General features: G+C 32.0%; 11 protein-coding genes. 8 read left to right on the forward strand and 3 right to left on the reverse strand.

Features of this window, described 5'->3' with window-relative positions:
- Positions 1 to 232: 232 nt before the first annotated feature.
- Both KA894_RS05300 and KA894_RS05305 read left to right on the forward strand, forming a co-directional pair.
- Positions 233 to 1,654: an APC family permease gene (locus tag KA894_RS05300; protein WP_119488237.1), complete on the forward strand. Its 1,422-nt coding sequence runs from the start codon at positions 233 to 235 to the stop codon at positions 1,652 to 1,654.
- Between the two features lie 59 nt (positions 1,655 to 1,713).
- Positions 1,714 to 1,878, forward strand: a complete 165-nt coding sequence (locus KA894_RS05305) for a hypothetical protein (protein WP_182478059.1) — start codon at positions 1,714 to 1,716, stop codon at positions 1,876 to 1,878.
- A gap of 409 nt (positions 1,879 to 2,287) precedes the next feature.
- Here the strand turns inward: KA894_RS05305 and KA894_RS05310 are convergent, their stop codons facing one another.
- Positions 2,288 to 2,875 carry an undecaprenyl-diphosphatase gene (locus KA894_RS05310; RefSeq protein WP_119488236.1) on the reverse strand — a complete coding sequence of 196 codons (588 nt, stop codon included), beginning with the start codon at positions 2,873 to 2,875 and terminating at the stop codon, positions 2,288 to 2,290.
- A 388-nt stretch (positions 2,876 to 3,263) separates the two neighbouring features.
- On the opposite strand from KA894_RS05310, the gene mgtE reads away from it, so the two are divergent.
- Both mgtE and KA894_RS05320 read left to right on the forward strand, forming a co-directional pair.
- The gene (gene mgtE / locus KA894_RS05315) at positions 3,264 to 4,610 is read left to right on the forward strand and encodes a magnesium transporter (protein ID WP_409349519.1); all 1,347 of its coding nucleotides are present in this window, start codon (positions 3,264 to 3,266) and stop codon (positions 4,608 to 4,610) included.
- Between the two features lie 223 nt (positions 4,611 to 4,833).
- Positions 4,834 to 5,574 (forward strand): SDR family NAD(P)-dependent oxidoreductase, encoded by a 741-nt coding sequence (locus KA894_RS05320; protein ID WP_115342496.1) that lies wholly within the window; start codon positions 4,834 to 4,836, stop codon positions 5,572 to 5,574.
- Between the two features lie 216 nt (positions 5,575 to 5,790).
- Here the strand turns inward: KA894_RS05320 and KA894_RS05325 are convergent, their stop codons facing one another.
- Together KA894_RS05325 and KA894_RS05330 are read right to left on the reverse strand one after the other, a co-directional pair.
- Positions 5,791 to 7,122: a TcaA NTF2-like domain-containing protein gene (locus KA894_RS05325; protein WP_210133813.1), complete on the reverse strand. Its 1,332-nt coding sequence runs from the start codon at positions 7,120 to 7,122 to the stop codon at positions 5,791 to 5,793.
- Positions 7,123 to 7,721: 599 nt separating this feature from the next.
- Positions 7,722 to 8,639 (reverse strand): DMT family transporter, encoded by a 918-nt coding sequence (locus KA894_RS05330; RefSeq protein WP_119487891.1) that lies wholly within the window; start codon positions 8,637 to 8,639, stop codon positions 7,722 to 7,724.
- Between the two features lie 105 nt (positions 8,640 to 8,744).
- Between KA894_RS05330 and KA894_RS05335 the strand changes: the two genes are divergently transcribed.
- The 4 genes from KA894_RS05335 (at position 8,745) to speB (ending at position 13,224) form a co-directional block, all read left to right on the forward strand.
- Positions 8,745 to 9,650 carry an AraC family transcriptional regulator gene (locus tag KA894_RS05335; protein WP_096811161.1) on the forward strand — a complete coding sequence of 302 codons (906 nt, stop codon included), beginning with the start codon at positions 8,745 to 8,747 and terminating at the stop codon, positions 9,648 to 9,650.
- Between the two features lie 65 nt (positions 9,651 to 9,715).
- Entirely contained in the window at positions 9,716 to 10,516 is an 801-nt protein-coding gene (locus KA894_RS05340; RefSeq protein WP_096811160.1) for a Cof-type HAD-IIB family hydrolase, read from the forward strand.
- Between the two features lie 126 nt (positions 10,517 to 10,642).
- On the forward strand, positions 10,643 to 12,019 hold the full coding sequence (locus tag KA894_RS05345; RefSeq protein ID WP_369967689.1) for an MFS transporter: 1,377 nt from the start codon (positions 10,643 to 10,645) through the stop codon (positions 12,017 to 12,019).
- A 257-nt stretch (positions 12,020 to 12,276) separates the two neighbouring features.
- Positions 12,277 to 13,224 (forward strand): agmatinase, encoded by a 948-nt coding sequence (speB, locus tag KA894_RS05350; protein ID WP_119487890.1) that lies wholly within the window; start codon positions 12,277 to 12,279, stop codon positions 13,222 to 13,224.
- Positions 13,225 to 13,233 lie beyond the last annotated feature (9 nt).

Below are 13,233 nucleotides of genomic sequence, written 5' to 3' on the forward strand. Positions count from 1 at the left end.
CAATTATACGGACTTTATCTTTCATTGTTCATTTCCTTTATGTTTATCATCAATTACATTGATATTTACAATATATAGTTAATATAACCAGCACTATATGGATATTTTATATCTAAATCATTTAAACAATTAGAAGTTCAATAAAATTTTCCTTTTAAATATTATATACATCGTATTTAAAAATCACTATACTGGATTACGTGTTTGTATATTATTAGCAAGGAGAAAAGTAATGAATATAATTAAACAAATCTTCCAAAAAGAAGATATTTCAAAATTCCAAAATAAGGATGATCACTTAGAGCGTACATTAAGAGTTAGGGACTTTTTAGCTTTAGGCGTCGGGACAATCGTATCTACCGCTATCTTCACATTACCCGGTGTTGTAGCAGCAGACCACACTGGTCCATCGGTTAGTTTATCCTTTTTAGTAGCAGCCATTGTAGCAGCTTTGGTAGCATTTGTTTATGCTGAAATGGCATCTGTAATGCCTTTTGCGGGATCAGCATATACGTGGACTAGTATTTTGTTTGGAGAATTTTTTGGCTGGATTGTAGGTTGGGCATTAATTGCAGAATATTTAATCGCAGTTGCATTTGTAGCATCAGGGTTTTCAGCAAATCTAAGAGGTTTATTAGAGCCGTTTCATATCTCATTACCTGATGCACTGTCTAACTCTCTAGGCACGGATGGCGGCATTTTGGATCTATTAGCGGCTGTTGTCGTAATTATTACTGCCATATTATTACATAGAGGTACATCAGAAGCAGCGCGTGTCCAAAATGCGCTTGTTATCCTTAAGGTATTAGCCATTTTCTTATTCATTGTAGTGGGTTTATCAGTTATAGATATTGGACATTATGTCCCATTTATCCCTGAATATAAAGCAACTACAGCTGGTGCTTTTGGCGGCTGGCAAGGTATATACGCAGGTAGTTCTGTTATTTTTGTTGCTTATATAGGTTTTGATTCTATAGCTTCAAACTCTGGTGAAGCGATTAATCCTGAAAAAACAATGCCGCGTGGTATTTTAGGTTCGTTATTAATTGCAGTAACCTTATTTATTGTAGTGTCACTTGTGTTAGTGGGTATGTTTGATTACGCACAATACAAAGATAATGCTGAACCAGTGGGGTGGGCGTTACGAATGAGCGGACATAGTACTGTTGCAGTCATAGTGCAGGCAGTCTCAGTGATTGGTATGTTTACGGCTTTAATCGGTATGATGATGGCTGGTTCGCGTTTACTCTATTCATTTGGTAGAGATGGTATGCTGCCTTCTTGGTTAGGTCAATTAGACAAGAAAAATCTACCTAATCATGCATTAATTACATTATCTATCGTTGCGATTATTATTGGTTCTGTATTTCCATTTGGCTTTTTAGCGCAATTAATTTCAGCAGGTGCGCTAGTAGCATTTATGTTTGTCACAGTAGGAATTTTTGCATTACGTAAAAGAGAAGGCAAAGATCTTCCTCAACCGGCATTTAAATTACCATTTTATCCGGTAATGCCAATTATTATTTTTATTTGTGTGTTTGCAGTTTTCTGGGGATTAAGTAATCAAGCTAAAATTTACACATTCATTTGGTTCTGTATTGGCATACTATATTATGTATTTTATCTGTTAAAAAATGCTAAAAACAAAGCATAACCATATCAATACGCTAAAGGTTACAATATCTGTTAAAAATACTGAGAATGAGGGATAAAATGAAATTTATTAGCATTATCTTAGGCGTTTTAGTCATCGTTTCATGGCTGTTTGTTCTACGAGATTATAAAAAGGGTAATCAAAATAGTGAAAGTGCCAAAACTGTGGTTTTAATTGCGTGCGTATTGACGTTCATAATGACAGTACTTCAAATTTTAGATTAATAAATGCAGAGAGCATGCCATTATAAAGTTTGTTGATAACTTCTGTGTGATTTTATGCATCTCTGGGTTTATCTGTATAATGTTAAACATGCTTAAAAATAAAAAATTGTATACATTATCAAGTGTATTATTTTTAGCCGTTTCGCTAGCATTGTTTATTTCTTAGTTTGACTAGTTAAAATAAAGGAAGCATCTGGACATATATAAATGTTTCAGATGCTTCTTTTATTTATATGGAAACTGAAATGAATGGCATCACAGTTAATTAATATTTGAATATTACTCATTATAAATAAACGCGTTGCTTACCATAAAAATCTTTGCTAATTAAAAATGAAAGTCTATAAATCAATAATTACTTTGCGCTTTTCTGTAAGGCAAGGAAACGTTAAACAAAGATGTCTACTATTTAATTAGTCACTTTATCTATAACATATTGTTCTCCTCTTACATATAGTACTAATAGTTTATCAATAAAATGAACACGAGGGATAACCCAACATGATAATAATGCTGTAATGGTGCCTAATAGCGCGCCTACTATGACATCTAACGGGTAATGTACACCTACCCAAATACGCGAAATTGCCACAAGTATCGCTAAGGCTAACCAAATATATCTTAAGTTTTTCTTGAAAAATAAAAAAACAATACAAATAGAAAAGAACTGTATGGCATGGTCACTAGGAAAAGAATTATCAATCGCGTGATCAATGAGTTTATTAGTATTTTGCAATTCTACAAATGGTTGAAAATTTGAATGAATTTTTCCTAATAATTTACCGAATATTTCAGCAACAATAAATGATATTATTGCGCTTATCACCATTATTCTATTTTCTTTAGTACGAGTAAACCAATAAATAATCACGCCAGCAATTAAAATATACTCCATATATTTAGCTAAAAATATCATTAAAGGATTTAACAATTCTAGTTGATAGCTTAAATGATTGATAGCTTTGAATAGTTCCATATTGATTTCTGATAAATCCATCATAACACCTTCTTATAATTTTTTGATTTTATTAATTGAATATTTATACCGAAACTACTACTATATCAAATTAAAAAATTTAACTAAACCTAATTATTCAATCTTACTATTAATCTGCAATACAAAAATATTATTAACAATAAAATTTAAACTGAAAAAATTATTTAGCTATTGCTATTTGTATATCATTTTGGTTAACTAGAGGTTAAAGTTTTTACGTAACGAAAAAGTGCGGTACTTTAAGGAATTTAACTTTTTGTTTTGATAAACCAAGCGCACGTTAAAAACAAAGATACTAACCAACTATTACTTTTAAGAAAACGCGATTGATTTTTCTATTCGATTTTAGTAATGATGGTTCCACATGAATTTTAAAAGGAGCGGTATTATGATTGAAAACGAAGGTCTTCTTATTCGTTTATTAGAACAAAATGAATATTCACAATTTAGAAGTGCATTTTTAAATATACATCCGTATGAGCAGAGTGAATTTTTTATATCAATAGACAAAGAAAACAGAGCAAAACTTTATGAGTTACTTTCTGCTCGTGAAGTGGCTAATTTTTTAGGTTATTTAGACGTTAACGAAGATGAATATGAAGCTATTTTTGACGAGATACATGTGAATTATGCAAGTGAAATATTAGAACATATGTCGGATGACGATGCTGCAGATATATTAAACCAACTGTCTGAAGAGAAACGCATTACGTTATTAACGTTAGTATCGCAGGATAAATCAGCTGTTTTAAAATCATTAATGCATTATTATGAAGAAACTGCTGGAGGCATTATGACCAAAGAGTATGTCTCTGTGTCTACGAAAATGAGTGTAGGTGAAGCACTTAATCATGTGAAAGTCCAGTCGCATCATGCTCAAACTATTTATGCTATTTATGCAGTAGATGATGATCATAAGTTAGTGGGTGTCATGTCTTTAAGAGATATTATTAATGCTGATCCATCCACTTCAGTTAATGAAATTATGAGTACAAATGTGGTGCATACAGATGTATCAACAGACCAAGAACATATCGCCCGAGATATTAGAGATTATGATTTAATAGCAATCCCAGTCATAGATTACCAAAAGCATTTGTTAGGTATTATTACTGTAGATGATATTATAGATGTCATTGAAGCAGAAGCGAACGAAGATTATTCAAAACTAGCTGGTATTGATGATGCCAAGTATCAAGAAGAGTCTATCTTTAAAACAGCTAAAAAGCGTTTGCCTTGGTTAATATTGCTCACTTTCTTAGGGATGATTACTGCTACAATATTAGGTTCATTTGAAGATACACTTGAAAAAGTAGCACTATTAGCAGCATTTATACCTATTATTAGTGGTATGTCAGGTAATACAGGAACACAATCACTTGCAGTATCAGTGAGAAGTATTTCCACAGGAGATATGAAGCATAAAAATAAATTCAAGCATGCTTTATATGAATCAGGTAGTGGCTTTATTTCAGGATTTGTCTGCAGTTTAATTCTGTTTTTAATTATTGTCATTTTATATGGTCAACCACTGTTAGCTACGATTGTTGCAGTTAGTTTAACTGTTGCGATGACTGTAGGCACAACAATTGGTTCAGTGATTCCATTATTTATGAATAAAATGGGCATAGATCCAGCTGTTGCAAGCGGACCGTTTATCACTACAATAAATGACATTGTGAGTATGTTAATTTATTTTACGTTAGCAACTTCATTTATGAGTTATTTAATATAACTAGATCATACACATAGATGTAAACAATCATACGATGACTTTATTTTAATGAAGTTTAAAGTATGAATGTTATGAGGTGAAGCAGAAATAAGTAATCAACATGTTTAGCTTGATTGCCTATTTCTGCTTTTTTCGCGATTTATTTTCTATTTTAACCAAGAGGAAGCATTATAATTTACGAAAAAGGGAATACAATGGCTGACATCGTTAAGGAGGTTTTTATATGGACAAATTGAAAGGAAAAGTCGCTGTTGTAGTTGGTGGTACGTCTGGTATCGGGGAAGCGACTGCTAAATTATTTGCAAAAGAAGGAGCCAAAGTTGTTGTCAGTGGTTTAAAAAATGATCAAGGTGAAGCCATTGTGAAATCAATAGAAAATAATGGTGGTACAGCCACATTCATACAAGTTGATGTAACACAGAAAACGTCAGTGGATCAATGTGTAAATAAAGTACTAGATCACTATGGCACGATTGACATTTTATATAATGGTGCGGGTGTCCATGATGCATATAAAGACGCATTAGAAACAGATGAACAAACATTTGATCAATTAATAGCTGTTAACGTCAAAGGCCCTTATTTATTTACTAACGCTGTTTTACCTATTTTCTTAGAAAAAGGAAAAGGTAATATCATTAATATCGGTTCTCAATCTACATTTGTAGCTGGCGCAGGCGGTAACACTTATGTAACAAGCAAACATGCGATGGGCGGTTTTACTAAACAGCTAGCTTATGACTTTGGAGATAAAGGCATTAAAGCAAACTTAGTTGCTCCGGGATTCGTTGAAACACCGATGACAGAAGGTATTGAAGATGAGAGATTAAAAAGCATCCCTGAAGGGCGTGCAGGGAAAACACAAGAAATTGCTAATGTAGCACTATTTTTAGCTTCAGAAGATGCTTCTTATGTACAAGGAGCTGAAATTAAAGTTGATGGCGGTTGGACTACGGGTCGTTAGATTATAAAAATGAGTTTCAAGTATAAAGTAACTTCCTCTAAAATTTTCACTTTTTAGCGTGCAATTTAGAGGAAGTATATTAATTGATATCTTAAATTGTTTTAATCTTACCAGTCGTAAATTAGTTTGAAAATGTAGTTATCTCAAGGCTGTTGACATAATAAAATTTTATCAGTTTCCTATATCGTAGGCTTTTGTTAAAGGAATGCGGTTATTTTAAATATCAGTGTAGTTTTTGATTTTAAAATCAGATAATAAATCATCATAATCAAGTACGTATTGTGAATGAATTGTATGATTGTCTTTATCTTGTTTTTCTAATTCAATTGTAATGGTGTCACCTTTTTTGCTATATTTAACGACTTTTGGATCTGAGTAATCAGCTTCGTTACCAGACTTCACTACTTGTTTCATATGGTCAGCTGTATCAGTACCACTCTTTATATAGCTAGAAATATAACTATAGTCTTCTTCTTCGTATGCTTCATTCAAGTCTTCAGTATAATCTTCCATGAAAGATTGCACATCTTCTTTTATATCTTCATTTTCTTGATGTGATTTAATCTTGTCGTTATCAAATGATAAATCAACAGATACAGGATCGTTGCTTTCATCAGATTGAGGTACTTTAACTACATTAGATTTGAATGTTTTATCATCAACATGTGCTTGTGCATATACCTCTATTTTATCGTCGGATTGGTAGGGGCCGTATAAATCATTTTCAAAATCATCTTGAGCTGCCATTTTTTTATTATTAATATATAAATCTACTGTCGTATCACTATCTAGTTCACTATCATCAATGTTAATATCGAGATATTTTTCATTAAATTGTTCTTGTACTTCATTGTCATCAGACATGTTGATAGCTAGATAACCATCAAATTTTTTATCATCCACCGTTTTTTGTGCTTTTAATTTATAGTTTCCCAAAGGTAAGGTAGCAAAGGTTTTTGAATCATCTTCGGATAATTTAATTTTACGTTTTTTATCATTGTATTTATATGTAACTTTACTGTCAGATTCTGGGTTAATAGAGACTTTTTGCTTCGAGACTTCAAAGTCATAGTTATTAAACATCCCATATTTTTTCCCATTTTTATGAATATTAATCGCTTCAGTATCGTTTACGTCTATTGAAGTAGCATTAACTTTGTCTTCTTTCATATGTTTCGTTTTACTTTCAATATCGTTTGCTATTCTATCTGGGTTATCAGCATCTACAATATATTTATAAAAAGCCTTAGCTTCTTCTTTACTCAAATTTCTATCATTAAATACTAAGTGGTTGGCTGAATTTTTAGTATCACCTTTCTTTATATCTTCAGAAATTGTTTTAGCTTCATTTTCTGGTGATAAAGTTGCAGCCATTATTTTATACAAAATAAATAAAAGAACAATGATGACTACAATAATACCTATAATCAGATATTTCTTTTTATTGTGCTTGGGTGTAACGTTTTGACTTTGAAGAGAGTGACCGCATTGGGTACAGATTTTATGATTATCTTTGACCTGAGCGCCACAGTTTTTACAATATTTCATTTTCTCTCCTCCTAATAGTGATTGGGTTAAATTTTCGAAACAGTGTATAACTTTTAAACAAAGGATAATGAGTGTTTATTTGTGAAGGTAATAGGACTAATTGAAAATAAAGTGATTACAGTAGCATTTTTACTTAATTTGAGGAAATGGTTTGAAATCATAAAGTAAGCTATTTATGGCTTAAGTAACGCAACGCATCCAAGCTATTTTTAATGTTTTGAACCTTAATTTTACTTGTTCTATGTATATATTTTTACTTTGCTTGATACGCTTCTTAGCGTTGTATATCATATCTCTAAAATGATTATTGCCAAATCCAAATACGTTATAACTCAATATTTATTGTTTGGTCATATAAATTGAATTGTAACATATTTGCAAACATAGAATTAATATAAAATTGATTTTTTAGTATTGATATATAAATAAGTTATTTATATATCGTTATATACCAATTGTAAAAGTTAGTTTATCATTTTTAAAAATGATAATGAATATAGCATATAGAAAGGGGTATCTAAAGTAGATAAAAAACATGAATCCCAAAATATGTTTCAGGATTCATGTTATAGATTTAAGTTATATTGTTATAAAATGTTTTATTCTGTTGCATTTTGTTTTTTAAATGATAGAGCTAGGATGAGTGTGATAATCAATAAAATCCCAAATAGTTGGAAAATTTGAAATGTAACATGAAGCCAAACTGCGCTTGCCACGATTGCCATAACAGGTTCTATTGTCCCGAAAAGTGTCGTTTCTTTAGCAGTTAAATAATTTAAACTATTAACGAAGAAAAAGAACGCTATAGCAGTCCCGGCAATAATCCCGAAAGTCAGATATAATGACGTTGAAACTGTTAATGCTGACCATTCAAACTGCCATACAGGGGTTTTAAAGTTCATCATAATTCCAGAAATTAACATAGCCCATCCGACTACTAAAATGGATGGAAATGTCGTTAATAATCGTGTTGCATAAAGCGTATAAAAAGCGAGGGCTAAACCAGAGATAATGCCCCAAACTGTGCTTGGCATGGGAACTACCAATGCACTAAAAGATCCATTTGTCAGTAGCAAAAATGTGCCAGATAACGTAAGCATTATAGCGATGAAATCAAAAGCTTGGAAACGTTCTTTACGCCGGATGACATACCAAATAATGATATATACAGGTGCTATATATTGCAATAACGTGGCAATTGCTGCATTGCCATAATTAATAGATGCCATATACGCGTATTGAACAAGTAACATCCCAAAAATTGAAAAAATTAATAATTGAAATATGTGATGTCTGTTTTTAAATATGCTAAATATTGAAGACTTTCTATTCCTTATTTTGTAAATAGCTAATAATACAATACCACTTATCAGTAACCTGGCAGTTACATACCAATTTATGTCTATGTCTCTTTGTTGAAAAAGAAAATCTGATACAGTACCTCCTAATCCCCAAAAAGAAGCCCCGACAACTGCTAATATAATTCCAATCATACGATGGTTGTCTTTATTTATCATTTAATCACCTATAAAATATAAATATATTTATACTATAGCTTGAAAATTTAAGATATAATATATGAAAATTATCTAAAAGTATCAAAATATTGAGGTGGTCTATTGATGTATCAAGAAATAATTGTAGAAGATACAAGAGAAGAATTAATACAATTTCCAAATAAACAGTGGAAACATGTTATTCTACATACTAATTTGGAACAGACTTTATTTGGTTATATTCCTATACATTGGCACCATGCATTGCAATTTATGTACGTTATTAATGGTGAAATAGATGTTTCAATAGGGGATAAAGTAATTAAGATTAATAAAGAAGACGGCTTATTTATTAATTCAAATATTGTTCATGAAATTCGGAGCGAATGCGCTGAAACGGAATATTATTGTTGGAATATTGAAATACCAGAAACGACATACGATTTGGAATTTAATTATGTAGCACAAATTATGAATAAAGCGAACCAAGTCCCGTATATTTATTTATCTCATATAGATGACCAACAAAATAAATTGATCAAAACAATCCATTCAGCAGGAAAAATATATGAAAACGCGTATCCATATTTTGAATTAGATATCACTGTTAAATATTATGAAGCATTAAAATGGTTATTACTTAATGTAGATAATATATGTGAGCATAAACCATATTATTTTGATCGTCGTATTAAACAACTGATGGCATATATGCAAAATAACTACCATAAAAAAATCTCGTTGCAAACGTTAAGTGAACAAATTCATATGAGCCAATCTGAAACAATTAAATGCTTCAAGTATTATGTTAACCAGACACCTATGCAATATTTAACAAATTTGCGTTTAGAGCGTAGTGTAAGAATGCTGTATAGCAAACAATCATATACAATTACAGATATTGCGATGGCATGTGGATTTTCAACCACAAGTTATTTTATTAAAGTTTTTAAAGAAAAATATGATTTAACACCTAAGCAATTTCAGAAGAAACAATTCACTCCTTATCACGTTTATAAGTATGATAAATAAAAATTGTTATTTTTATTTATAAAAAGATACAATATGCTTAATATAAAATAAAGGAGATTTTGTTGATGGATATTAAACTTATTGTTGTAGATATGGACGGGACATTTTTAAATGATGATAGCCAATTTAATAGTGAAAGTTTTCAATTGCTAAAGCAAAATTGTGAAGCACAGCATATTCGTTTTGTCTTTTGTACTGGAAAACAATGTGAACGTGTAGAAAATATTGTGGGAGATTTAGCAGCGAATACATTTATTGTTGGTGATAGCGCTACACGCATTAAATATAATGGAGATTTTATTTATAATGCTTCAATAGAAAACCAAAAGGCTAAAGAAATCATTAGAGCAATTAAAGAAATTGATAATACGCAAACCGTTTTAGCCTGTTCTCAAACAGGGGCATATGTATTGGATAGTACTTCGGAATCGGAGAGAAGATTGGTACATGGTTCATACCAACATGTGAATTATATTAAAGATTATAACGATATTGAAGAAGATTTATTAAAAATTACGGTGCACGATGCAAAAGGTAAGTGTAAGGACACTGCTGACCGTCTAAATTATTTTGAAAAAGATGTTTATATTGTAGCCTCAGATGAATCATGGATTGATATCGCAGAATTAGGTGTTAATAAAGGGAGCACAATAAATCGAATTCAAAATCTACTTCAAATTACACCAGCTGAAACAATCGCATTTGGTGATGGCTTTAATGATATAGATTTATTCAAAGCTGCCAAATATAAAGTAGCTATGGATAATGCTTACCCCGAGTTAAAACGAGAAGCTAATTTAATTGCAATTAATAATAATGAAGATGGCGTCGTTCAAACGTTAAATTTACTTCTAGGATTTAAATAAAAAGAATTAAACTTTTCAATTAAAATCAAAAAACTTTTTTAAATTATAAAATAAATAGCTCTTTATATGATAATATTTGTCTAGTGCATATTTTTATATGCAACGTATATATAAGGAGGCTTATGCATCGTGAATATAAAGCAACAGTCAAATAACAAATTGATTTTGGCTATCGTTTTAAGTGTATTAACGTATTGGCTTTTTGCACAATCGTTTATTAATATATCGACACAAGTTCAACATACATATCAGACAACACCAGGCGTTGTGAATTTGTCTGTGAGTTTAGCGTCATTTGCTACAGGGATTTTTATGGTGGGTGCAGGCGATGTTTCAGACAAAATAGGAAAACTCAAAATGACTTATATAGGCATCATTTTTGGTGTTTTAGGGTCACTACTTATTATTGTATCTAGTGTGACGGCACTCTTATTAGTAGGACGTATGTTACAAGGGCTTTCTGCTGCTATTTTACTTCCCTCCACTGTAGGCGTGATTAATGAACAATTTAAAGGTAAAGAGATGCGTAGAGCTTTCAGTTACCTTATGATTGGTAGCGTTGGTGGCATAGGGTTAGCATCAATGGTAGGTGGATTTATAGCAACTTATGTCAATTGGCAAGCTAATTTTATCATCTCTATTATCATTTCAATTATTGCATTTTGGTTATTATGGGGTACTGAAGAAGCAGAAAAGAAAAAAATCGATGCCAGACCATTTGATTATGTTGGTATGTTTCTGTTCGCAGTACTTATAGGAAGTATTACGTTATTTGCGACACAAGGATTTGAACAAGGATGGTTGAGTACGTTTTCGATTACTTGTCTTGTGATTTTTATTATTTCAACACTGATATTTATATTATTTGAGAGACAAAAATATGATCCATTTATTGATTTTTCATTGTTCCGCAATCGTGGTTTTGTGGGCTCTTCAATGATTAACGTCGTGCTCAATTCTGGTGTAGGAACGACGACCGTGTTTAATATGTATGCACAGACAGAATTAGGATTAAATGCCTTTCAAGCAGGTCTTGTGACAGTACCTTACGTGATTATGGCGGTCGTGATGATTCGTTTAGGCGAAAAACTCTCCTTGCGTTTTGGTGGGAAGCCATTGTTACTTGTAGGCCCACTGTTCCCAGCAATCGGCATTATGTTTATCAGTTTAACGTTATTACCAACACAGTGGTATGTAGGGTTTGTAGTATTCGGGTTTGTTATTTGTGCCATAGGTAACGGTCTGTGTGCCACGCCAGGTATTACAGTTGCAATTTTAACAATTCCTGATGAAAAAGTTGGATTGGCTTCAGGCATTTATAAAATGTGTGCCACGCTGGGCGGTGCGTTAGGTATTGCACTTAACACTACTGTTTTTGCCGCAGTAAAAGTCAATCATAGTGCCAGTGTAGCCGCTACTGCCTCATTTTTAACTGGTTTATCAATTATGATTATTGGAGTAATTCTGACTCAAATCATTATCCCAAAAAATATAAAAGCTTAACCAATCTCTTTTATTATAAAACAAATTTAAATTATATATTGAATATGATGAGAAACAGCTCCTTGTGAGCTGTTTTTTAATTTGTAGGCGTGCTTTCAATTCAATTAAGTTCGTAGCAATCATTGCGGACGCATGTTTATTTTCAAATTAAAGTCGAACTGGTACCTTAAATTGCAAAATCTGGTTCTTTACACTCGGAAAAGGGTATCTTATGATTTTTTGAAAACGGATACAAAATGAAAAAGGGGTAGATTAAAATGTTTAAACCAAAAGATTCATCTATGTCACCAAGATTTGTCGGTCCTAGGACTTTTATGAGATTGCCGTTTGAAAACACTTTAGAAAATGTTGATTTTTTAATCATGGGTGTACCGTTTGATACGGCCGCTTCAAATAGAACAGGCCAACGTTATGGTCCACAAAGTATAAGAGATTTTTCAGTTTTATTAAGACCTTATAACCCAGACCAAGGTATAAATATCTTTGATTATTGTTCGGGTATCGACTACGGGGATGTTGATGTTATACCGGGTAATGTATTGAAAACCTATGATCATATAACAGAAAAATTAGATCCTATTTTAGATCAAGGCATTATACCGGTAATGTTAGGGGGAGACCATTCGATTTCACTTGGACATTTGCGTTCTTTTGCAAAAAAATATGGTCCAGTATCGTTAGTACATTTTGATTCGCACAGCGATACTTGGGAAGATTATTTTGGAGAAAAATATGTTCATGGCACGCCATTTAGGAGAGCTGCAGAAGAAGGCTTAGTGGATACCAAAAAATCAATACAAGTTGGGATGAGAGGACCTTTATATGGCCCAGAAGATATGCAAAATGCTAGAGATTTAGGATATAAAGTGATTGAAATGAGAGAAGCTCGAAAACTAGGTATTGAAAAAGTCATAGAACAAATCCATCAACGTGTTGGAAATAGTCCTGTATTTGTTTCATTTGATATTGATTTTTTAGACCCTGCCTATGCTCCGGGTACTGGCACGCCAGGAGTAGGAGGTCCAACTAGTTTTGAAGCGTTAGAATATGTGAGAAAACTTGATGGATTGAATATTAAAGGCTTTGATTTAGTGGAAGTATTACCGACGTATGATTCAGGAGAAATAACTGCAGTAGCCGCTTCCTCTGTAGTGTATGAAATGATTACACTGATCGCATTAGCAAAACGTAGGAATAGTAACTAATATAAACGT

This window comes from Staphylococcus sp. GDY8P131P (assembly GCF_017891975.1).
GTDB classification, from domain to species: domain Bacteria; phylum Bacillota; class Bacilli; order Staphylococcales; family Staphylococcaceae; genus Staphylococcus; species Staphylococcus nepalensis.